The sequence below is a fragment of the Paraburkholderia dipogonis genome (assembly GCF_046027395.1).
GTDB classification, from domain to species: domain Bacteria; phylum Pseudomonadota; class Gammaproteobacteria; order Burkholderiales; family Burkholderiaceae; genus Paraburkholderia; species Paraburkholderia dipogonis_A.
On the sequence record NZ_JAQQEG010000040.1, the window covers coordinates 1 to 22,483 of the forward strand.

Sequence of the window (22,483 nt, forward strand, 5' to 3'; positions counted from 1 at the left end):
TTGTTGCCAACCACGCACAACACCTTAAAGGTGCTACAGCCAACGAAACGCTGCGGGAAAGTTGTGCAGCGGCTGTTCGCTGACAAGGCCGAGTATAAGTGGTGCGATATGGCATGGCTGCTACGCGCCATGGCGGAGTCGTTGAGAGCGGCACCAGGCGTCGGGGAATCCGAGTCTCTGCTACGCGCTACTCAACGCAGAATCCGGTATCCGCGTTTACCGGATCGACCGCCTGGGGTGAGGCGGTCAGAACGGTCGAAACGCGTCAGAGCAATCTAGATGCTACGTCAGCTAACAATCAGACGCAGCAACCGCTAGCCGTTACGCTGGCCGGCCATCAGATATAGAAGCCATAATCGGAGGTATATCCGGTACCGCCCAGGTCCGTCGTGAAACCCCAGTCGGCCCCGCACTCGTAGCCGTCGTCCAGCGTGAAGTTATACATGCCGCCGCTCGTCGAAATCTGCGTGCCGTTCGAAGCGTAATCCGCCCAGCCCGTTTCATACCCGGAAGGCCCATACGCAACGGCGTTATAGCCACCGCCCACGTTATAAGTGAAGTTCGTGAAGCCAGTCAGTTGCCCCTGGCTGTTGTACGCCTGATATTGCGTCTCCTGGCCCGACGCGTTGTAAATGATCTGGTCCTGGCTGTTATCGCTATGGAAGATGTTAGCGACCATGCTTCCATCACTCCCATAGTGATCGTACTCAGTTTCCCGGCCAGTCGGTCCGTTGAAGAAGTAGTCGTCGGTCTTGTGTCCGTGGGCGTCAAACCGGGCGAACTCGGTTTCCTGATTTGCGCTGTTATAGACCGTCGCCGTTTGCGTGTTGTCCGCATTGATAATATGGACGGTCGTCTGATTCCCGGAGTACTGGTTCAGTTGCGTCTCACGACCATTGGCATCGAAGAAGGCGTCGGTCGAAATTTTGCCGTTTGTGCCATACGTCGCGTATTCGGAGACGTGACCAGATGGATCGAAAACCGCCGCGGTCTGCGTACCGTCGGGGTTAAAGATGTGAGCAACGCCACTACCGTTCGCGTTGTAATCGGTCTCCTGTAACTCCCGGCCAGTCGATCCGTCAAAGACCAGGTCCTGGATGATCTTGCCGTTAGTCCCGAACGTTGCCTGTTCCGTCTCATGTCCCGCAGCGTTGAACGCGTAGGCGGTCTGGGTGCCATTGGCGTTGAAGATGTGATCGACCTGACTGCCGTCGGCGCTGAAGTCGTTCTCCTGTGTCAGACGGCCGGACGTCGCGTCATAGAACAGGTCCTGCGTTTTGATGCCGTTGGTGCCGAACGTGGCCTGCTCGGTTTCGTGACCCGCTGCGTTGAACGCGTAGGAGGTCTGCGTGCCGTTGGCGTTGAAGATGTGATCGACCTGGCTGCCGTCGGCGTTAATGTCGTTTTCCTGCGTCAGACGGCCCGACGTCGCGTCGTAGAACTGATCCTGCGTCATCTTGCCATTGGTGCCGAACGTCGCGTACTCGGTTTGTCTACCAGCGGCATTAAAAACTGCCGTGTTCTGCGTGCCGTTGGCGTTGAAGATGTGATCGACCTGACTACCGTCCGCGTTGAAGTCATTCTCCCGTGTTTCACGCCCGGTCGTGGCGTCGAAGAACGAGTCCTGCGTTTTCGCGCCGTTGGTGCCGAACGTGGCCTGTTCCGTTTCGTGGCCCGCTGCGTTGAACGCGTAAGCGGTTTGTGTGCCGTTGGCATTGAAGACGTGATCGACCTGACTACCATCGGCGCTGAAGTCGTTCTCCTGCGTCAGCCGGCCCGACGTCGCGTCGAAGAGTTGGTCCTGCGTGATCTTGCCATTGCTGCCGAACGATGCGTATTCGGTCTCATGGCCAGCGGCATTAAAAACTGCCGTGTTCTGCGTGCCGCTGGCATTGAAGATATGATCGACCTGACTACCGTCCGCGTTGAAGTCGTTCTCCTGTGTCTCGCGACCGGTTGTTGTGTCGAAGAAAATATCCTGCTTCAACAAGCCGTGTGAGTCGAACGTTGCCTGGCCAGTTACGATACCGCTCGCGTTTGCCATGGTGACGCCCAATGAGCCGTCAGCATGGACTGCAAACTGATTCATTGCACCGGCCGGTAACGGGTTGCTGCCACCGCTTCCATGAACCTGACCGCCAGACACGGTGAAATCCTGCCCGGTCACGTCGTTGTGGATCGTATTGGTCTGGGACGAAGTCAGCGTGACCGATGCGCCCTGCTTGAGAGCAATATCGTTGTTGCTACCGTTAATCTCAACATTCAAACCAGAACCACTGACACCTGGCGAAACGATAATGGCTTGACCCTGAGCGTTTTCTACCACGACGGTCGCTATGCTGCCGGGATTGACAGTAATCGTCGGAAGGTTAATCGCGCTGGTATTATCTCCCCTGACAATGTTGAACATCGTGGCAGCATTGCTGGAGTCACAGATGAAGTTAGAACTACTGAAGCTTGACGGCGTAAATACGACGTTCGGGCTGGTCGATAGTCCTGCGGCTTGAAATTGCTGCTTCACCACGTCAGCGATTGTTTGGGCATCGATCCCTGCGCCGGCCGCTGTCACTATAAAACCGGCTGCGTTTATGATCTGACCCAGCGTATATGTTTTGCCACCGATGAGAGCATTTACCTTGGACTCCTCAAGTCCGTAGAACGACACCCCTTGGCCCGCCAGAACAATCAATTCGCCGATAACTGCAGCCATGGAACTGCCCTTATCATTGGCGCTCATTGACCCGCCATTGACGATTAAGTTTTCGACATTGGCAATAATTGCGTTTGCGGCAAAAGCTGCTCCTTCACCCTGCATATTGGCGGTGGCGGTGGCAGCCGCATTAGCTAACGCGGCGTCATAGGCCGCGATCAGTCCTTTATTATTCGGATTCGCGTTCAGTTTCGCCGCAGCATCTGCAACGGAGGAGAAACTATCGAGCCCGCCAATCGCGTATCCAGCGACAGTAAGAGTAGTCATTTACATTCCTTTTCGATATAAAAAAATAAACAGATTACATTTACCAGCCTTTCTTGATGAGCGTTAGAGATCCTCCCAATTAGTGACAGGTTTTACTATTAACGTATAGGAACAGAAGAATGAAAGCGGTGAATGCGCTGAGGAAAATCCAGCCGGCAGTCGCGGACACAGTCGATTGCGCTACATTTGAGCGAACGGTTCCAAATACGATGAAGTACCGCCAGATCGCCAGAACTACTGCGGCAGCAGTGGCAATGCAATATATCAATATGATTAAAACTGATTCACCTCCCCACTCCGATCCAAAGATAGGAAAGCTGGTTGAGCACGCGAAGACGTTAATCCCCAAAAATAGTGTCCCCATAACAAGCAAGGAAATTAACAGCAATAATTTGTCGCGCATATTTTTTTATCCTAGAAATGCGTGTCGTGATTTGCAAAGTCAAGCCCGAATGCGTTCATAGTCGTTGTCATGTGAATTTCTAAAAAAAGCCCCGCTTAAAAATAGGAAAAATTTTGATTGTTGTCCTGCACACTAGTCCCGCATAGACTTCTGAATCCCGTCCCAAAGCGGTTCAAAAAGGTAATCAAACGCACTGCGCGAGCGGGTCCTGATGAACACTTCCGCGCGCAACCCCGGGCCAAGCACAATTGGCTCACGCGCCATGGTGTTCGCGCGTGCAATAGCGTCCGCCGGAATTTCGACGTGTGCCAGATAGAACGGCTGCCGGGTCTCTTTGTCGTTGAGTGAGTCGGCAGAGAGGTACGCGACCGTGCCTTCCAGCACGGGAGACGTCCTGGGGTTATAGGCGGTCAGCCGCACGTCAGCCTTGCTGCCAGGCAGAATTTCGCGCACGTTATCGGGCTTGACCTTCGCCTCAACAATTAACGGGGTGCCCGACGGCACCAGATCAAGAAGCGGCTCGCGCGGACCGACGGCCGCGCCAATGGTATGCACCATGAGGCCTACGACTTCGCCGTCCACAGGCGCAATGATCCTGGTGCGCGCTTCGATATCCTGGGCCGGGCGTAACTGGTCAGTGACCTGCTGGATTTTCGCAGCCGTGTCCTTTAACTGCGTGTCGGCCGCCTTTACGTAGTCATTGCGCAACGCGGTCATCTTCAGATCGAGATCGGTCTGCTTCTGCCGGGCGCGAATCAGTTCTGTCGTATCCGATTGCTGGCGCGACTTGTAATCCGCCGCAGCCCGCCGCAGTTCCATCATCTTCGTTTCGGTCACGTAGCCTTCGTTGCGCAACTGTTCGTTAACCTGAAGCTCCTGCTTCGAAATGCCGATACTTTCGTCACTGGTGCGCACGAGCGACGTCACCATCGCAATCTCCTCACGCGTCTGCGCCGCCTGTTCCTGCAAGAGTCGCAACTGGTCGTCCAGCGTCTGCCGCTCGGAGTCGAACAGTGTCTGTTCGCGGTGCAATAGCGCAGCGATGGCCGGGTCCGACGAGCGGGCAGTCAACTCTGCGGAGAACGTGACCGAGCGTTTCATGTCGCGCTCTGCTTCGAGTCGTGCGGCCTTGGCCTGCGCGTCGGCAAGCTGCGCTTGCAGCACCGCGACTTCGGCATTGGGCCGCACGCTGTCGAGCGTGAGCAGTACCTGCCCGGCCTTGACGTGGTCGCCGTCTTTCACAAGGATGGCCTTGACGATTCCGCCTTCCTGATGCATTAGCGTCTTGCGTTCGCCGTCGTCACGTACGACACCCTCTGCGACGACTGCGCCCGACAGCGGCGCGAGAGCGGCCCAGACACTGAGCGCGCAGCACCCAAGCGCAAGTGCAACGCACCCCCACGCAATAGCCGTTCGCGGCAGGTGCAAAGGGGTGATCGTTCCTTGAAGTTGTGATAGCCGGGTGGGTCCAACCAGCGCGCCACGGAAGCGGTTGAGCAGGTTCTTTATGGGAGGACGTAATTTCATGATGCGGCGATCTCCCGACGATTTTCATTGCCCGATGCAGGTTCTGCCGCTCCGGCCTTCGAGCGAAGCCAGGCTTCGACCTGTTCGCGTGTGCCGAAGCACTCGGTCTGTCCGTCGCGCATCATCATCACGCGGTCGGCGATTGAGAGCACGGCCTGCCTGTGAGTGACGACGACGACGGTTACGCCGTCCCGCTTCAGCTGGAGCAGCGCTGCGTTCAACCGGCGTTCGCCGTCGGCGTCGAGATTGGCGTTGGGTTCATCGAGCAGCACGAGGCGCGGGTCGCCGTAGAGTGCGCGGGCCAGCGCAATCGCCTGGCGTTGGCCACCTGATAGCGCTTCTCCGGACTCACCGATTTCCGTTTCATAGCCGGCCGGTAGTCTGAGAATCATGTCGTGCACGCCCGCACGCTGGGCAGCAAGTACAATCGCCTCGGCTTGGTGATTCGCCGGGTCTGGATCGCGCGCAATATTGCCTGCGACGCTGCCGGAGAAGAGTTCGACATCCTGCGGCACGTAGCCCAGATAGCGCCCGAGTCTTTCGCGCGGCCACTGCGCAATGTCAGCGCCGTCAAGGCGCACGGCGCCCGACTGCGGCTCCCAGAGGCCGGCTAGAAGCCGCAGAAGGGTTGATTTACCAGAGGCGCTGGAACCAACAATCACCAGCAACTGGCCAGGAGCCAGCGAGAATTGAATGCCCCGGAGCAGAAGGCGACCCTGCTGATCGTTGACACGGCGACTGCTGAAAGTCAGTGCTTCGACGTTCAGTCGACCTTCCGGCCGCGGTAACTGGATCGCGTTGCGCCCCCCAACCCAGCGATATAGTGCGTCCAGCCGATCCCATCCCTGACGCACCTCGACAAACTGCTTCCAGCTTCCAAGCATTTGCTCAACCGGGGCCAGCGCCTTGCCCAGAAGAATGGTTGTGGCGAGCATGACGCCGCCGGTTGCATACTGGTTGATAACGAGCCATGCTCCCGCGCCCATCATCACGATCTGAATTGCCTGGCGCAGTGCCTTGCTGATATTCCTGTTCAAAGTCGACGTGTTGCCAACCTGCTCCTGTGCGTCAAGGTCCAGGCGACGCCGTGCGGCCCATGCGTCGATGACGGCGGCGTTCATGCCAAGTACCGTCACGATCTCCGCGTTACGACCGATCTGCGCGGCGATCTGCTCAGTCTCGCGCTGGCGCGTCGTGTAAGTGCGAACGTCTGCTCTGGTCAGTCTGTCATTCACGACGGTCAGACAGACGAGCAGGATTGCACTGGCGATAGCGATCAGTCCAAGCGACCAGTGGAAAAGGAACATCAGCGCGAGATAAACAAGGAGCCACGGCAAGTCCAGAAGTGCTATTACACCCGTGCCGGAAAGGAATGAACGCAGAGCGGCGACGTCCTGTGATGTAGCAAGATCAGGCCGGGGTGATCGTCTTGCGAGCGCCTCGACCCGCGCCCCCAGTGCCAGCCGGTCGAGACGGTCGGCCAGTTGCCGACCGAGGTCGGCGAGCAGGAGGCTTCGCACGACGTCAACGGCAAACATCATGAACAGGGCAATTGCCATGAAGATCATCAGCATGGCTAGCGTTTCCAGGCTGCGACTTGGCAGAACGCGGTCGTAGACCTGAAGCAGATACAGCGTGGGGGCCAGCACCAGCAGATTGCTGGCGATGCCGAAAAGTGCGGCGAACAGCAGGTGCCGCCTGATTGCCTGAAACATCGTCATGTTTTATTTCTGGGAGGGCGCGGCTTTGGAAGCGTCCGGCGCGTCAAGTTGTGCGAGTGTCGATTGGTCGAGCTGCGCGACGCTCGCCTTCAGGTGGAGAAACTGCATCAGCGCGTCGTAGCGCGCCCTGGCCAGATCGCGCCGCGTGCGGAATAGTTTGTCCTCGGCGTCGAGCACGTCCGCATTGATCCGCACGCCTACGCGAAATCCTTTGCGCTCGGACTTCAGGGCAGTTTCAGCGGACTGCTGCGCGGTGCGTAGCGCAGCGATCTGTGCAACTCCTTCACGCACGCCGATAAACGCCTGCTGGGCATCAAGCGCGCCCGAGCGGCGCGCATCCTCCAGATCGTCCTCGGCCTTATCCCGAAGCGCCAGCGCTTCGCGTTTTTTGCTCAACGTTGAAAGGCCATCGAACAGCGGAATGCTGATCTGGATACCGATCTCGCCAGATGAAGCCCGATGCGCGCCGGTATAGAAGTTGGTCTGTCCGTTGATGAAAGCGGCATTGCCGTTACTCGCGTTTCCCACTATCGACACGCTCGGCATATAGCCTGCATTCACCTTGCTGACCTCCCGCTTTGCGACCTCCAGCGCGATCTGGTGCTGCCTGACGTCGAGCCCCGACGTCTGCGCATCCGATTCCCACGTATCGGATGAACTGTCAGTCAATGCCGCCAGCGTGGCGTCCGCATCGACCGGCTCAACCGCATCGATGGGATGACCGACTATCTTTTGCAGCGCGGCGTAGCGCCTCGCAACTTCGCCCTGCGCCTTGACGAGATCAGCATGCGCGGAGTCGGATGCCGCCCGCGCCTCGTCCATGTCGACGACCGTCGCTGCGCCGAGCGTAAAGCTTCGGCGGGTCAGTCCCGACTGTTCGTCAACTGAGCGCAGATGCTCCTGCGCCAGCAGAAGGGCTTCTTTTGCTGCAAGCGCGTCAAAATACGCCTGCGCCACGCGAAGCAGAAGGTCCTGCTTCGCGCTGGCGAACGTGAAGCCCGCGCCGATGACCGAGAGCCGGCTTTCCTGATAGGCCTGCCAGTCGTCCCACCTGAATAGCGACTGGTTGAACGACAGGGATGTCCCGACCGTGGAATAGGGAGCGGCGACCTGACCCGGTACATGGATAGCATTCCTGAAATCGGATTGGGTAATGCCAAGGTGTGGAAGCAGCGCGGCGCGCGCCTCGGGCTCTTTCTCGAGGCCTGCCCGATATGACGCTTCGGCGCTGGCAAACGTGGCATCGTGTGCCAGGGCATCGTCAGCAAGCTGGGACAGACTGGCCGCATGCGCGGTCGCATGAAGCATGGAGAGCGCAAGCACTCCAGCGAAAAGCAACCGGTCTGTCTGGCGCCGCGCGCCCGGGGATAGGTGTATGACCAGTCGTGGCTCCATCTCATCGCTATCTTTTTCGCATCTGGTTTGACAGTGCGGTCGCGGATTCGACCGTTCTCAATTCTCAGCGCCGTGTTTATTCGCCTTGCGGACTGTGGAAAGTTTTGTGTACTACCTGCAAGGCGAAATTCTGGCGTCTGCAACAACACCGGGCAATCGGACGCATCGACAGCGCAGTCGGATGCCGCCGCGGTGTGCGTAGGAGACCTGGAGGAGATGCCGGGGGATATTTCAGCGGGGGTGCGTCAGAGGGGCATTCGATGATGCAGGACGCATCTGTCAAATTTGGTTGCGGCGCGGATGCGGCAATGAAGGGTCGGTCATAAATTTCGTGTTCAAGGCATAGCATGTAGCTCAAGGAGCATGTATGCCACAAACTTAAGCCGGCCGCAGAGGCCCCGACGGCGTTGCCGTCGATTCCGAGGAACTGATCGACAAGATCATCGCGATGTACGCGCGCGGCATGACGATGCGCGAGATTCAGGGCTTCCTGGCCGAGCAGTACAGCACCGACGTCTCGCCAGAGTTCATCAGCTCGGTGACTGACGCCATGATGGAGGAAGTCGCTGCCTGGGAGGGCCGTCCGCTTGAACCGATGTATCCCGTCGTGTTCTTCGACGCGTTGCGTGTCAAGATCCGCGAGGAAGGGCCGGTTCGCAATAAGGCGGTCTATCTGGCCCTAGGCATCCTGCCGGACGGCACGCGTGACATTCTGGGGCTGTGGATCGAGAACACGGAGGGCGCGAAGTTCTGGATGAAGGTCTTCAATGACCTGAAAGTGCGGGGTGTGCAGGAAATCCTGATTGCAGTCACCGATGGTCTGAAGGGCATGCCCGAGGCGTTGGGCGCAGTGTTCCCGCAGACCACTCTGCAGACCTGCATCGTGCATCTGATGCGCAATTCACTGGAATTTGCGAGCTGGAAGGATCGCCGGGCGCTGGCTGCGGCCATCAGGCCAATCTACACTGCAGCCAGCGCCGAGGCAGCCGGGGCCGAACTGGATGCCTTCGAACAGGGCGAATGGGGGCGAAAATTACCGACCGTGGTCGACGCCTGGCGCAGGGCCTGGGATCGGGTGATTCCGTTCTTCGCGTTTGCGCCAGCAATACGCAAGGTGATCTACACGACCAATGCCATCGAAAGCGTGGACGCGCAACTGCGCAAGATCGTCAAGACGCGGGGCCACTTCCCAAGCGATGACGCCGCGACCAAGCTACTCTGGCTGGCGTTGAACAATATCACCGCAGACTGGAGCCGCGCCGCGCACGACTAGAAAGCGGCAATGAACCAGTTCGCGATCCTCTACGAGGATCGCTTCACCAGAAGTCACTTGTAGAATGAACTGATCGGCCTGCCAGCAGGCAGGCCTTTATCCGCCTTGCACACAAAAATTCAGACACGTCCCAATCCGTATGAGACTGATCTGAAAATTGAAGTAGACATGCAGAGTGCATATTAATGCGCATTCCGACACCCCTGTCGTGTGGCTTGACAGGAAAGGTCGCCCGGACGTTTCTCCCACTGCTTGCCGCATGTCGCAATCGACACGTCGTCATTCCTGACGCCGCTGGTAAATCGCCTCTCACATAAACCAGCGGCTTCTGCTGCCTCTCATTTTTCAAAACGATTACCCTCGTATTACGAACGGTTACGCACGTTCAGGAAGGCTGCCGTCCGTGGAAACTAAGTATCACAACGGAATCAGGGAGAAAAAAATGAAAGAAGAGAGACCGAAAACCGGAGAAGTCGGTTTTCAATCTGCGGTCACCTGGACAGATGCGATACAGTCGAGGCTGTCCATACGTCGAATCGTCGCCAGCGCTGCAAGCGTACCTCTGTTGATGGCCTTATCCGCGTGTGACGGAAGCAGCGGGAGCGACACCGCTTCCCAAGCAACGCCGACAGCTAACGATAAGGTGGAAGTGGCCGCGGCGGCGAATGCCGCCAATTCCACCCCGGTTCCGCTCGCGTTGTCTTTGAAGATGAACACGAGCAGCATTACGGCCGACTCGCAGACTGACCGTTTCATCATCAAATACAAGACTGGCACTGCTGAGCGTGGATCAACGTCGGCGGTTCAGTCGAAACTTGACAAACTGGCAAGCACCTTTCCGGCAAAGGCGCATCATTTGCGCCGCTTGGGCATCGGCGCTGACGTGGTGAACACCGCGCGCAAACTGGGCGTTATGGAAGCAAAGGCATTCATGCGGGCCATCGCGACTGACCCAAACGTTGAATATATTGAGCCCGATGTCGCAATGCAAGGCGCTATGGTTCCCAGTGATCCGGAATATATCAATCAGTGGGCATACAGTCCCAGCACGAGGACATCTAACCTCGCCCTTTATGGCATAAAAGCCGAGGGAGCATGGGACATAAGTAACGGCTCCGGAGTGACGATCGCAATGGTGGATAACGGTGTGAGTTCCCACAGCGACCTCGATGCAAACATTTTAGCTGGAACAGACCTCGCGATTGGCAATCGCGGAACTGGCGACGGAAGGAATCCCGGCCTTGAAGGCTACACCTGCGGGGTTACGTGGCATGGCACCCACGTTGCCGGCATTCTTGCCGCAGTGAGCAACAATAAGCAAGGCGTTGCAGGCACCGCACCGGGCGCCAAAATCGTTCCAGTTCGTGTGTTAAATGGTTGCGGCAATGGCATGATGTCGGACGTTGCCGATGGAATCACCTGGGCTGCCGGAGGCAGTGTGCCAGGCGTTCCGCCTAACAACTTTCCTGCGAAAGTTATAAATGTGAGCATTTATGGCAAAGGGTACTGCAGCACTACATACCAGAATGCTATCGACTACGCGACTAGGCGCGGCGCGGCGGTTGTGGTGGCAGCAGGCAACGCTAGCGCGGACGTAGCGTCATTTCAACCTGCAAGCTGCCGCAACGCCATCGTTGTTTCTAACAGCGAGTTTTCCGGTCAGCGCTCAGATTCATCTAATTTTGGACAGAGCGTCGACATTGCCGCGCCTGGTGAAAACATTTGGTCCACCTATAACCTCGGAACCGCTGCCCCTGGCGAGGAATCTTATGGCTTCTTGACCGGTACTTCCATGTCGGCGCCTTTTGTGTCTGGTGTGATCGCCTTGGCTCAGGCCGTCGCGCCAACGCCTCTAACGTTGGCAGAAGTGCGTACCTTGCTTATGCAAAACGCACGGCCGTTTGCCGGAAAACCTGACCAACCAATAGGGGCCGGCATTCTAGATGCGACTGCGACGGTCGCCGCTGCCAAGTCTGGAAAGATTCCAGTAGCGGCGGATTTCACGTGCTCGGAAGCGCCAAATCTCATGCAGGTGACCTGCACGGACTTGTCTACGTCCAGGGGCGGGGCGCCCATCAAATCTTGGGCGTGGGATTTTGACGACGGCATTCCAGGCCTGGCGTTTACCGAATCCCTCAATCCCCATTGGAATTACGACTACGCCGGAGTCTATCAGGTTCGATTGAAAGTCACAGATACCAACGGCGCTTCCAGTACTTTTACCCGTCCGCTTTCGGTGCTGCCGCCTAGCATCAACAATCTCTCGGTGAACGTTCCCGTCGTGGTCCCGGCGAAGAATGGCGATATGCTGTACTACGAACTGGACGTACCAGCTGGCGTAAAGGGAATGACGGTCACACTAAGGCCGTCGCAAACCAGTGAGACCGGATGGTTGTACACCCGATTGGGAACACCTTCGGCAATGCATCCCGACTGCCAATCGCCCTTTCAAAAAGGTACCCCCGGGACCTGCATTATCGCGAATCCCGCAGCGGGTTCTTATTATTTCATCATAGGCGCTCAATCGAAACTGTCCAGCACGCTCACGGCGACCTATACACAGTAAGCCAACCTTGCAGAATTGACTACGAGGAGCGCCCCTTGATCTCGACTAGGGATCATTGGGGCGTTCTCGTGTATGCATCAACACACAAACTACGTTGTTATGTCAGAAACTCGCATTGCAAAAAACGGGACGAACAGTGAGCAGGATCTAACGACTGCAAACCGGCATGACGCGGACGGCTTGCATCGCATGGCACTCGCTCACTTTCATCGGAACGATCTGGACAGGGCATTCGAATTCGCGGAAATGGCGTTGCACGCCGCCCCTGCACGCGCTGACCTGTGGGAGTGCGCTGGGCTTCTTGCTGCGCTGAGACGTCAGTACAAAGCGGCTGAATCGTTTTACCATCACGCGATCGCGTTGGCGGGCGATACTGCGACTCTTCACAGAAACCTTGGCGATTGCCTGCGGCAGTTGGGTCGTCTTCGTGAGGCGATAGTTCATTATGAAAGGTCCCTTCAAATCGACCCGGAATTGCAGCACGCCAATCGCGCGCTTGCAATGATCAATACAGAGTTGGGGAACACTGACGCGGCCCTCGAATTCTGGCTGCGCGCATGGAGGCTTCGCCCCGCGGCTCTGAAGGACGACCTTGATCAGATAGCAGCCATCTTAAATACTGGCTGCGTAGGCTCACTCGATCATACCGTTGAGCAGATTACAACGCACCATGCCGACGATCCGGCGGCATTGAAGGCGGTTGCGTATGTCCTTAATACCAGCAAACGTTTTGAAAGCGCGCTCGCAGTTGCGCGACGGGCACTCCATCTCGATCCCAATAACGCAGTTCTGTGCCACAACGTGGCATGGGCGCTAAAACAACTTGGAAGAGCAGCTGAGAGTCGGTCATACAGTGAGCAGGCGGCGTTGGGTCTGCCTTTCGAGCCGAAAATACAACTTTACTTCGCGGAGGTGCTTCTCTGCCTCGGCGAATTCGAATATGGTTGGAAGGCGTATAAGTCGGGTTACTCGATTCCAGAATTCAAGGCGGGCTTGTCGTGGCCCAACTTTCAATTGTGGAATGGTGAGCCGGTTTTGGGACGACAGTTCCTGCTCGTTTGGGAACAGGGGCTGGGCGATCAAATTCAGTGTCTGAGATTCGCAGACTGGCTTCACCAGCGGGGGGCAATCGTAGACGTTTTCGTAGAGCGATCTGTCGCAGAATTGGCAACCAGGATGCCATCCGTCAGAGCCGCGTACTCAACCATGCCAACGGGCCCTTACGACTACTGGTCCCATATGTTCCGGATGCCGGAGTATATGAATCTCGACTTACGAATGCTTCCCGTCGCAATGCCGTATATCGCCGCCGAGCCGGAGAAGGTGTGTCAATGGCGGAATTGGCTTGATGACATGTCATCCCGGCAGATGACCGAAGGGAACAGACGCGTCGGCATCGTGTGGGCGGGCAATCCAGATCATGCGATGGATTGTTTCCGCTCCATCCAGATCAACGCTTTCGAAGCCCTGTTTTCGCTTTCTGGGATCACCTGGTACTCGGTGCAGAAAGGGGCGCGGGAACGTGAAAGCGAAGCGCTCGAGCAACAATTCAACGTGCATACGCTAGGGCCACTCATTCAGGGCTTCGGCGATACCCTCGCAATACTTCAGTCGCTTGACCTGCTAATCACTGTCGATTCATCAGTTGCCCATCTTGCCGGTGCGGCAGGCTTGCCTGTATGGACACTCATCCCGGCGTACACGGACTGGCGGTGGATGACAGAGCGGACAGACAGCCCCTGGTATCCATCAATGAGACTATTCCGCCAGCGCGAACTCAGAGAGTGGGCGCCGGTTTTTGCCGAAGTACGGGAAGCTCTGACGGATTGGATCGGTGTTGAGGCGACAGAGCCGCACGCGTTGACCTAATCGGGTCTGGCAGACGGGACGAAAAAAAGCCCGCCGGGGCGGCGGCTAAAGAGGGACGTGTGAAGCGAAGCCCGCCGGGGATGACGATGTCTTCCGCTTGCACGCGCAAGCCCATTAGCCCGTATATGGACTTCTCCTCGTTTGCAAACACTCCGCGTGTCAAACCTCAGTGTCGATCGCTCACGTATATCCGGTCTCATACAACTGCGCCTCAATGAGGCGGCGGACCCTGATGGGCTATTCGCGCGCTGACTCCCAATCGCCTCTACGGGCTCAAGGCCTCGGACATTAGCGGGTTTGATCAGCGCCGGTTCGACCTGTTGGCCATCGTGCGGCTTGTTTTGCAATCGTGGATGAAGATATTGCTAGTCGGATACAGCTTTATTGCCCAGCCAGCTCCGGCTGGTAGTCCATTTCCCGAGTGATCATCGCCCAGGCGATTCGCGCAGTCTTGTTCACCTGTTGCTGATGGCCGCAATGCCCTCGCTTTGTCGTCCAACGCGGCCGGCGCCCGTCATTCGTGCCGCGTGAATGGCGTAGGTGAGACGGCGGGAGATCGTCCATACCGGCCGGTCCCGCCAACGGGTTTCCGGTCGTCGGGGATCGATGCCGACTGGACACCGGGGCGCAAAAATTCCCCTATGGCTCCCCTAACAAATAGGGGCAATTTTTCTCTGCGGGGGTGGAACGCTCAAACCATTACCGTATAAGGCTTTGCGCGAGGTGGGGTTCACCGAGGGTTGCCCCGCACAGGGGCAACGCCAATAGACCACCATGAATTCAAGCAAAGGCCAACACCATAAGAACAAACCCAGCCAAAACCCCAACAAAAAAATCAAACCGCCATCACAGCCCTCTTCCTCTCCGCCCGCTGCATAAAATAATTAGCAACCACAACCCCAACAGTCACCACAGCAATAAACAGCGTGGCCAAAGCATTCATCTCCGGATTCAACCCCAACCGAACGCGCGAAAAAACAACCAACGGCAAAGTCGTCGACCCAGGCCCGGACAAAAACGCCGACAGCACCAGATCATCAATCGACAAAGTGAACGACAACAACCACCCAGAAACAAGCGCCTGCGAAATCAACGGCAACGTAATAAAGAAAAACACCCGCAACGGCGTAGCCCCAAGATCCAGCGCCGCCTCTTCAAGCGAAGGATGCAACTCCTTCACCCGCGACTGCACGATGATCGCCACATAAGAAATACACAACATCACGTGCCCGATCCAGATCGTGAAAATGCCACGTCCGGCGGGCCACCCCAACCACTTGGCCATTTCGATGAACAGCAGCAGCAGCGAGATCCCCTGAATCACCTCGGGGATCACCAATGGCGCATTGATCATCCCCGTGTACAACGTGAAGCCACGAAACCGCCCCATCCGCGCGAGGACAAATCCGGCCCACGTGCCAATGACAACTGAGGCAAACGCCGTCAACAACGCCACCCGCAACGAAAGCCACGCCGCCGCGATCAGCTCGTCATCCTGCAACAACGCCGCATACCAGCGCGTCGAAAAGCGCGTCCACACCGTGACCAGTTGCGATTCGTTGAACGAATACACAATCAAACTCACGATCGGTATGTAGAGAAACAGAAACCCAATCCCCAAGGCAATCAACTGCAAAAACCGGTTCGGCTTCATCAGCGCCTTTCCTCCATCGCCTTCGCCTGCGCGTACTGGAAAAACGCCATCGGCACCAATAACAACAACACCATTGCGCACGTCACGGCGGACGCCATCGGCCAATCGGCATTGTCGAAGAACTCATTCCACATCACGCGGCCGATCATCAGCGTATTCGCGCCGCCGAGCAATTCGGGAATCACGTACTCGCCCACCGCCGGAATGAACACCAGCAAACAACCGGCGATGATGCCGTTCTTCGAGAGCGGCAACGTGATCTGCCAGAACGCCTTCCATGGCTTCGCGCCGAGGTCGTAGGCGGCTTCCAGCAGCGTCATGTCCATCTTCACCAGATGCGCGTACAACGGCATGACGAGGAACGGCAGATACGAATAGACCATGCCGATATAAACAGCGGTATTCGTGTGATACAGCTCGATCGGCGAATGAATCAGCCCGATCGACATCAAAAAGTTATTCAGCAAGCCGTTGTTCTTCAGAATCCCAATCCACGCATACACGCGAATCAGAAACGACGTCCAGAACGGCAGCATCACGGCCATCATCAGCAGATTGCGGCTGGCCGGATTCGACCGTGCGATGTAATACGCCATCGGATAGCCGATCACCAAACACAACAGCGTCGAGATTGCGGCGACCACCACGGAATTCACGTAGGTCGCGAAATAGAGGCTGTCGGTCAGCAGAAACGCGTAATGCGACAGGTCGAGCGTGATGTGAATCGCGCCGTCCGCGAAGTTGGTGAGCTCGGTGTAGGGCGGAATGCCGAGCTGCAAATCGGCAAAGCTGATCTTGACGACCAGCAGGAACGGCACGAGGAAAAACAGCAGCAGCCAGATGAACGGACCGGCCACCACCGCGGTGCGACCGGTCAGATTGAAACGCCGCACCGGCCAGGTGGCGAAGGAATTGAACGAGCGCTTCATGACGTCAGCACCACGCCGGCCGATGCGCTCCAACGGACGTACACTTCGTCGCCCCACGTGGGCGGATCGATCTCGGTCAGCGCGAGGCTCGTCACGTTCGCGATCACCGTTTTGCCGGCGTCGAGTTTCACGTGATAGAGCGAATAGCCGCCCATGTAGGCGATATTCGTGACGACGCCCTTGCCCCAGTTGTACGCGCCCTCGGGCGGTTTGCGCGTCAACGCGATACGTTCGGGGCGCACCGAAATCGTCACCGGCATGCCGAGCGGACCGGTGATGCCGTGGCTGACGTACAGGCGGCACGGCAGGTCCGGTGTTTCGATGAACACATGATCGGGCTCATCTTCGACGGTATGGCCTTCGAACAGATTCGTCGAGCCGATGAACTCGGCCGAGAAACGGCTGTTCGGATACTCGTACACTTCGTGCGGCGTGCCGAGTTGAATGATCTCGCCTTCGCTCATCACGGCAAGGCGGCCGGCCATGGTCATCGCTTCTTCCTGATCGTGCGTCACCATCATGCAGGTCACGCCGACCTTGTCGAGAATGTTGACCAGTTCGATCTGGGTGCGTTGACGGATCTGCTTGTCAAGCGCGGACATCGGCTCGTCGAGCAGCAGCAGCTTGGGCCGCTTCACCAGCGAACGCGCGAGCGCCACGCGCTGCTGCTGCCCACCGGACAGCTGATTCGGCTTGCGCTTCGCGAAGCGCCCCATCTGCACGAGTTCGAGCGCGGTCTGCACGCGGTCCTTCAGTTCGGCCTTCGGCACGCCTTCCTGCTTCAGACCGAAGGCGACGTTCCCTTCCACCGTCATGTGCGGAAACAGCGCGTACGACTGGAACATCATATTGACCGGCCGGCGGTACGGCGGCAATTGCGCGAGATCCTCACCGTCGATCAGGATCTTGCCCGAGGTCACGCTTTCGAGCCCGGCCATCATGCGTAACAAGGTGGACTTGCCGCAACCGGAACTGCCGAGCAGCGCGAACAGCTCGCCCTTCTTCACCGACAGGTTGACCCCTTTGACCGCCACGGTCTCGCCGAACTTCTTCACGACATCGACGACCTGGACGAAGTTCTCTGTGGCGTCGTCCGTTACTGCGTTCTGGTTCGGGGACGGCGCAACGGCCCCTGCCAGCGCGCCCGACTGGTCACTACTCATCACAATGCTTTACTCCGGCGTTTGACGAACAAAGCCCCCGGTGGACACCGAGGGCTTCATGATGATGCTTACCCGTTCACTCGCCGCGGGTCAGCGGCCGGACTTGAATTCAGTCCACAGCCGCGTTTGCAGCCGCTGGATTTCCGGCGGCAGCGGCTTCAGCAGGAACAGGGTCTTGATGACTTCAGGCGGCGGATACACGGCCGGATCGTTCGCCACGTCCTTGTCCACGTACTTGCGCGCTTCGAGGTTGGCGCTCGGATAGTAGACGGCGTTGGTGATCGCGGCGTGAACCTGCGGCGTTTCGATGTAGTTGATCCACTCGAGCGCGGCGTCCTTGTTCTTCGCGTCCTTCGGAATCGCCATCACGTCGAACCACACCGGCGCGCCGCCCTTCGGAATGTAGTACTCGACCTTGTAGGCCTTCTTCGCTTCGACCGCGCGATGCTTGGCGATCACGACGTCGCCCGACCAGCCGTACGCGAAGCACACATCGCCGCCGACCAGGTCGTTGATATAGCCCGACGAGTTGAACTGCGTGATGTACGGGCGGATCTTCTTCATCATCTCGAGCGCGGCGCGGTAGTCGGCCGGGTTCGTGCTCATCGGATCCTTGCCGATGTAATGCAGCGCGGCGGCGAACATCTGGTCCGGCGCGTCGAGCACGGACACGCCGCAAGCCTTCAGCTTCGAAATGTTTTCCGGCTTGAAGAGAACGTCCCAGCTGTCGAGCGGCACGTTCTTGCCGAGAATCTGCTGCGCCTTGGTGACGTTGTAGCCGAGACCGGTCGTGCCGTAAGCCCAAGGCACCGTGAACTTGTTGCCCGGATCGGCACCGGCGACAAGCGCCATCAGTGAAGGATCGAGGTACTTCAGGTTCGGCAGCTTCGATTTGTCGAGCGGCGCGAAGATGCCGGCGGCGATCTGCTTGCCGGCGTAGTTGCTGGTCGGCACGACGATGTCGTAGCCGGAATTGCCGGTGAGGAGCTTGGCTTGCAGCGTGTCGTCGCTGTCGTAGTTGTCGTACTTGACCTGGACGCCGGTCTGCTTGGTGAAGTTCGGAATGGTGTCCTTGGCGATGTAATCGGACCAGTTATACACGTTCAGCTGCGTGTCTTTCGCAGCGGCCGTCAACCACGGCGTCGCGCAAAGAACCAGCGCCGCCACTTGCCCCACTACCCGTCTTTTCATTCCGTTCTCCGTTCCTGACCGGCCCGAGCCGGCCGTCCTCACCTGCGCCGCGGCAATGCGCCCACGGCTCCCCTGAAAAACCCGAAAAGTACCATCAATTATTGCGCGCTCCAAAAAAAATGCCAGGCTGTCGCGCAAACGGTACAGCGCAAGCCGCACCGCTGGAAAATTGGCCGCAATTTTAGCGGGTTATGCGCGCGTGTCTACCCGAAAAAAACACCGGTACCGGCCGCGCTGTTATCTGGTTGTCAAGTTGCCGCTGTGTAGGGCGCGCTGCGCTCGCGCGAACGGTGGTGGCCCACGGCCGCACTGCGTGACTTTTATGCCGGACGGCTAAGGTCGAAGTGCACTCAAGCCACGAAGCGTTCGACGGTGCACAATAGCTCTCGAAGGCTCTCGAAGGCCGAACGACAGCGCGCCGCGAATCGCGTTGTCGCGCCTTGGCCTCGACGCGCCGCCCGCCGCACGCGCAGCGGGCACGTGGCTTGCAAGATGATGCAGTCTTGAACCGCAGGCATCGATGAACACGAATCCGTTCGCATTGCGTCCCAACCGCCGCCGGCGTCTGCCGGGCAATGGGCCGGCACGTCCGCCGCATTGGTTCTCGTTCGTCGGCGCGGGGGCGTTGATTGCGGTCGGCTATATCGATCCGGGCAATTGGGCGACCGCGCTCGGCGCCGGCGCGGGCTACGGCTACCGCCTGCTCGGCATGGTGCTGCTGTCGAGCCTGATGGCGATGCTGCTCCAATGGCTGTCGTCGCGCCTGGGCGTCGTAACCGGGCGCGACTTGGCGCAGGTCTGCCGCGAACGCACGGGCCGCCGCGGCACCCTCTTCCTGTGGCTGACCAGCGAGGTCGCGATCATCGCGTGCGATGTCGCCGAGGTGGTCGGCAGCGCCGTCGCATTGCAAATGCTACTTGGCGTGTCACTCACGGTCGGGGTGCTGATGTCGGCGGTCTGCACCTTCGCGCTGCTCGCGCTCCAGCAGAAAGGCGGCCGCAAACTGGAAGCGGTGATCGCGGCGCTGATCGGCTTCGTCGGCCTGTGCTTCGTGGTCCAGCTTGCACTGGCGCGACCGGACTGGCACGCGGCGCTTGCCGGCACGGTGCCGAGCGTCGAGTTGCTGCGCAACGCGGGCATGGTGTGGCTCGCGGCGGGCATCGTCGGCGCGACGGTGATGCCGCACAATCTCTATCTGCACTCGGCGCTCGTCAAGCACCACGCGCCGGACGGCAGCGACGCGCAGATCAAGGTCGCGCTGCACGTCGTCAATCTGGATACCTTCGGCTCGCTTTCGTTTGCTTTCGTGATCAACGCCGCGCTGCTGATCGTGGCCGCCGCCGTGTTCTATGTGAGCGGCCATCGTGACGTGACCGATCTCGCGGACGCCCACCGCCTGATCGCGCCGCTCGTCGGCACGCACTGGGCCGGCATCCTGTTCGCGGCGGCGCTGCTCGCCTGTGGGCTGAGCGCGACCGTCACCGGCACGCTGGCGGGCCAGGCGGTCATGGAAGGCTTTCTGCGCATCCGGTTGCCGCGCTGGCAGCGCGCCCTGCTGACCCGTGCGCTGGCGATCGGGCCGGCGCTCTTCGCGGTCGCGCTGTTCGGCCAGCACGGTTCCAATCAGTTGCTGGTGGCAAGCCAGGTGGTATTGAGCCTGCAATTGCCGCTCGCGGTCGTGCCGTTGATCCGCTTCACGTCGGACGCCGCGCTGATGCGCGGCTGGCGCGTGCGCGGCGTGCCGCTCGTGCTCGCGTGGCTGTCCGCCGCGTTCATCATCATGCTCAACGGCGCGTTGTTGTGGCAACTGGCGCTCGGTAGCTGAAGACCGTTTTTCGACCGGACTGTCAATGAAGTGACTTTGTAAGTATTCTCTGAGTATCTCGCCATGACCGGCGACGCTGCCCGCTACTGCGGCACGCCGGCCGTGCCGCCCGTTTCATGCCGGCTGCCGGTTTTTGTTGCGGCAGCCGTTTTTGTGCCCATTTTTGCGCCCTTCAGCGCTTTTGCGCGATCGATCCGGTGCGCCTTGCACGTGTCGCCTTTCGATGCCTGCCGCGTCCGCATCGCTCGCTGCCCTTGCTCCAGGACGACAGCCCCATGCGCTTTGACGCCTCGATCGACCGCCTTGCTCACCACGCCTTCCCTCAGTTCCGTCAACTCATGGCGCGCTTCTCCCGCGTCGCGCTGCTCGCCACGCTCGTCGTGTGCGCTGTGCTGTCCGGCGAGGCGCGCGCGACGGTCGCGATGCTGCAACCCGCTCGCGTGGCCGCGGCCAACGAGCCGCTGCAGATCACGCTGCTCTACTCCGCCGACGACGCCAAACCTCTGACAATCACCGTCCCGCCGACCATTCGCGTAACGTTGAGCACAGGCGAACAGTCGCCGCAGCCGCTCGATTTGAAGCGCGAGCCCGGCGTGCCCGACACCCTGCATCTGCGGCCGGGCCAGTTCCGCAAGGTGCGTTTCTCGGCGCCTTGGCCGCAGTCGGCGCGTGGCGAGGTGCGCATCGACCCGGTGGGTTTCGATGCGTCGCCGGCGCTCGTCGCGATCAATCGCGGGCCGCAGCAGGACGTGATTGCCCAGGCGGAACGCGCGGAAACCCAGGCGACCACGCCCGCTCAAGCCGCGGCGACGGCGGCAGTGGTCGGCGGCCCGACCGGCGATGCCATCGCGCCGCCCGGCGACTCGCTCGCGACCACAGGACGCGGCGTACTCTCGCACCTCTCCTATTACGATCCGATGTACATCGCCTTCGGCCACAACGGCGACACGAACGCACGGCTGCAATTGAGCTTTAAATACCGCATCCTGATACCGGACGATCTGCGCTCGAAGGCCTTCCTCGACAACCTGTACTTCGCGTACACGCAAACCTCGATCTGGGATCTGTCCGCCGATTCGCGCCCGTTCCGCGACACGACCTACTCGCCGCAATTGTTCTACTACGTGCCGGACACCGGCTGGCAGAGCCCGTTCTTCACGCGCATGGGTTTTGCGGCGGGCGTTGCGCACGAATCGAATGGCAAGGCCGGCGCGGACTCGCGCAGCATCAACATGCCCTTTATCCGGCCGACCTGGGAATTCGGCGATCTGACGGCCAACCACCTGACCGTGTCGCCGAAAATCTATTACTACGTCGGCACGAGCAGCAACCCCGATATCGCCGACTATCGCGGCTACGTCGACCTGCTGGTCAAATACGGCAGCCCGGACGGCTGGCAACTGGCGACCACGCTGCGCAAAGGCACCAAGCACTGGTACGGCAGCGTGGATACCCAATTCACTTATCCGCTCGCCAAGCTGCTGGGCAGCGCGTGGGGCGGCTATGTCTGGGTGGGCTACTTCAACGGCTACGGCGAGGACCTGCTCGACTACAACAACCGCCAGCACTGGATGGCGCGGATCGGCTACAGCATCGCGCGTTGATGCGGGCGAGCGCTATTGCGTCGAAACTTGCGGCAAAACATGCGGCGGATGCTGCCAACCGTGCGCGAACCGCGGCCATGTCGTTCGCTACGGCAAGGCGCGTGGCGCGCATCGGTTAACATAGCGGAACTCCGCTTCTTCGCTCCAAGGTTTCCGATGGCTTCGAATCTCCACGATCTTCCCGACAGCCCGTGCATCGGCGTCTGTTCCACGCTGTTCGACGACGTCTGCAAAGGCTGCGGCCGCACTGCCGGCGAAGTGTCCAACTGGGTTTTCCTGAGCGACGAGGAAAAGCGCGCCGTGTGGGTTCGCATCGAGCAGGAAGGCTCGGCTATGCGGTTTGCGAACGACAAGCTGTAGGATTGCTCTGCCAGCTTCCCCGGTCG

The 22,483-nt window shown here is 59.1% G+C and carries 14 protein-coding genes and 1 pseudogene; 7 read left to right on the forward strand and 8 right to left on the reverse strand.

Annotated elements, in window-relative coordinates; translation table 11 throughout:
* Positions 1-337 precede the first annotated feature (337 nt).
* Positions 338-2,977, reverse strand: a complete 2,640-nt coding sequence (locus PQR32_RS32370) for a hypothetical protein (protein WP_408236841.1) — start codon at positions 2,975-2,977, stop codon at positions 338-340.
* Between the two features lie 119 nt (positions 2,978-3,096).
* Here PQR32_RS32370 and PQR32_RS32375 point away from each other — a divergent pair, with 119 nt between their 5' ends.
* Positions 3,097-3,441, forward strand: coding sequence for a hypothetical protein (locus PQR32_RS32375; protein WP_408236844.1), 345 nt, complete (start codon positions 3,097-3,099; stop codon positions 3,439-3,441).
* 71 nt (positions 3,442-3,512) lie between these two features.
* Here PQR32_RS32375 and PQR32_RS32380 read toward each other — a convergent pair whose 3' ends face one another.
* Genes PQR32_RS32380 through PQR32_RS32390 form a run of 3 tightly spaced genes read right to left on the reverse strand, consistent with a single transcriptional unit; the run spans position 3,513 to position 7,936 of the window.
* Positions 3,513-4,907, reverse strand: coding sequence for an HlyD family type I secretion periplasmic adaptor subunit (locus PQR32_RS32380; RefSeq protein WP_408236847.1), 1,395 nt, complete (start codon positions 4,905-4,907; stop codon positions 3,513-3,515).
* Positions 4,904-6,628: a type I secretion system permease/ATPase gene (locus PQR32_RS32385; protein WP_408236850.1), complete on the reverse strand. Its 1,725-nt coding sequence runs from the start codon at positions 6,626-6,628 to the stop codon at positions 4,904-4,906. Before PQR32_RS32385 ends, PQR32_RS32380 begins: the two co-directional genes overlap by 4 nt.
* Before the next feature lie 3 nt (positions 6,629-6,631).
* Positions 6,632-7,936, reverse strand: a complete 1,305-nt coding sequence (locus PQR32_RS32390) for a TolC family outer membrane protein (RefSeq protein ID WP_408236853.1) — start codon at positions 7,934-7,936, stop codon at positions 6,632-6,634.
* A 498-nt stretch (positions 7,937-8,434) separates the two neighbouring features.
* On the opposite strand from PQR32_RS32390, the pseudogene PQR32_RS32395 reads away from it, so the two are divergent.
* The 3 genes and pseudogenes from PQR32_RS32395 to PQR32_RS32405 form a co-directional block, all read left to right on the forward strand.
* Positions 8,435-9,359: pseudogene (locus PQR32_RS32395) on the forward strand (IS256 family transposase); the annotation flags it as partial.
* A gap of 340 nt (positions 9,360-9,699) precedes the next feature.
* On the forward strand, positions 9,700-11,862 hold the full coding sequence (locus PQR32_RS32400) for a S8 family serine peptidase (protein ID WP_408236856.1): 2,163 nt from the start codon (positions 9,700-9,702) through the stop codon (positions 11,860-11,862).
* A 72-nt stretch (positions 11,863-11,934) separates the two neighbouring features.
* Positions 11,935-13,731: a tetratricopeptide repeat-containing glycosyltransferase family protein gene (locus PQR32_RS32405; protein WP_408236859.1), complete on the forward strand. Its 1,797-nt coding sequence runs from the start codon at positions 11,935-11,937 to the stop codon at positions 13,729-13,731.
* Positions 13,732-14,566: 835 nt separating this feature from the next.
* Here the strand turns inward: PQR32_RS32405 and PQR32_RS32410 are convergent.
* The 4 genes from PQR32_RS32410 to PQR32_RS32425 all read right to left on the reverse strand — a co-directional run bounded on the left by PQR32_RS32410 (position 14,567) and on the right by PQR32_RS32425 (position 18,668).
* On the reverse strand, positions 14,567-15,385 hold the full coding sequence (locus tag PQR32_RS32410; RefSeq protein ID WP_408236862.1) for an ABC transporter permease subunit: 819 nt from the start codon (positions 15,383-15,385) through the stop codon (positions 14,567-14,569).
* Positions 15,385-16,314 carry an ABC transporter permease subunit gene (locus PQR32_RS32415; RefSeq protein ID WP_408236865.1) on the reverse strand — a complete coding sequence of 310 codons (930 nt, stop codon included), beginning with the start codon at positions 16,312-16,314 and terminating at the stop codon, positions 15,385-15,387. The genes PQR32_RS32410 and PQR32_RS32415 overlap by 1 nt, the downstream gene beginning before the upstream one ends.
* Positions 16,311-17,477 (reverse strand): ABC transporter ATP-binding protein, encoded by a 1,167-nt coding sequence (locus tag PQR32_RS32420; protein ID WP_408236868.1) that lies wholly within the window; start codon positions 17,475-17,477, stop codon positions 16,311-16,313. Before PQR32_RS32420 ends, PQR32_RS32415 begins: the two co-directional genes overlap by 4 nt.
* Positions 17,478-17,567: 90 nt before the next feature.
* A complete protein-coding gene (locus PQR32_RS32425; protein WP_408236871.1) occupies positions 17,568-18,668 on the reverse strand; it encodes a polyamine ABC transporter substrate-binding protein in 1,101 nt (366 codons plus the stop codon).
* 520 nt (positions 18,669-19,188) lie between these two features.
* Here PQR32_RS32425 and PQR32_RS32430 point away from each other — a divergent pair.
* The 3 genes from PQR32_RS32430 to PQR32_RS32440 all read left to right on the forward strand — a co-directional run bounded on the left by PQR32_RS32430 (position 19,189) and on the right by PQR32_RS32440 (position 22,457).
* Entirely contained in the window at positions 19,189-20,493 is a 1,305-nt protein-coding gene (locus PQR32_RS32430) for an Nramp family divalent metal transporter (protein WP_408236874.1), read from the forward strand.
* 275 nt (positions 20,494-20,768) lie between these two features.
* Positions 20,769-22,097, forward strand: a complete 1,329-nt coding sequence (locus tag PQR32_RS32435) for a phospholipase A (RefSeq protein WP_408236877.1) — start codon at positions 20,769-20,771, stop codon at positions 22,095-22,097.
* Positions 22,098-22,253: 156 nt separating this feature from the next.
* A complete protein-coding gene (locus tag PQR32_RS32440) occupies positions 22,254-22,457 on the forward strand; it encodes a DUF1289 domain-containing protein (protein ID WP_408236880.1) in 204 nt (67 codons plus the stop codon).
* The last annotated feature ends 26 nt before the right edge of the window (positions 22,458-22,483 follow it).

What these genes read in the sequence shown, in the direction of transcription:
- PQR32_RS32370 (WP_408236841.1), bottom strand. Translation starts at nt 2,977, where the DNA reads ATGACTACTCTTACTGTCGCTGGATACGCGATTGGCGGGCTCGATAGT.
- PQR32_RS32375 (WP_408236844.1), top strand. Translation starts at nt 3,097, where the DNA reads ATGAAAGCGGTGAATGCGCTGAGGAAAATCCAGCCGGCAGTCGCGGAC.
- PQR32_RS32380 (WP_408236847.1), bottom strand. Translation starts at nt 4,907, where the DNA reads ATGAAATTACGTCCTCCCATAAAGAACCTGCTCAACCGCTTCCGTGGC.
- PQR32_RS32385 (WP_408236850.1), bottom strand. Translation starts at nt 6,628, where the DNA reads ATGACGATGTTTCAGGCAATCAGGCGGCACCTGCTGTTCGCCGCACTT.
- PQR32_RS32390 (WP_408236853.1), bottom strand. Translation starts at nt 7,936, where the DNA reads ATGCTTCATGCGACCGCGCATGCGGCCAGTCTGTCCCAGCTTGCTGAC.
- PQR32_RS32405 (WP_408236859.1), top strand. Translation starts at nt 11,935, where the DNA reads ATGCATCAACACACAAACTACGTTGTTATGTCAGAAACTCGCATTGCA.
- PQR32_RS32410 (WP_408236862.1), bottom strand. Translation starts at nt 15,385, where the DNA reads ATGAAGCCGAACCGGTTTTTGCAGTTGATTGCCTTGGGGATTGGGTTT.
- PQR32_RS32415 (WP_408236865.1), bottom strand. Translation starts at nt 16,314, where the DNA reads ATGAAGCGCTCGTTCAATTCCTTCGCCACCTGGCCGGTGCGGCGTTTC.
- PQR32_RS32420 (WP_408236868.1), bottom strand. Translation starts at nt 17,477, where the DNA reads ATGAGTAGTGACCAGTCGGGCGCGCTGGCAGGGGCCGTTGCGCCGTCC.
- PQR32_RS32425 (WP_408236871.1), bottom strand. Translation starts at nt 18,668, where the DNA reads ATGAAAAGACGGGTAGTGGGGCAAGTGGCGGCGCTGGTTCTTTGCGCG.
- PQR32_RS32430 (WP_408236874.1), top strand. Translation starts at nt 19,189, where the DNA reads ATGAACACGAATCCGTTCGCATTGCGTCCCAACCGCCGCCGGCGTCTG.
- PQR32_RS32435 (WP_408236877.1), top strand. Translation starts at nt 20,769, where the DNA reads ATGCGCTTTGACGCCTCGATCGACCGCCTTGCTCACCACGCCTTCCCT.
- PQR32_RS32440 (WP_408236880.1), top strand. Translation starts at nt 22,254, where the DNA reads ATGGCTTCGAATCTCCACGATCTTCCCGACAGCCCGTGCATCGGCGTC.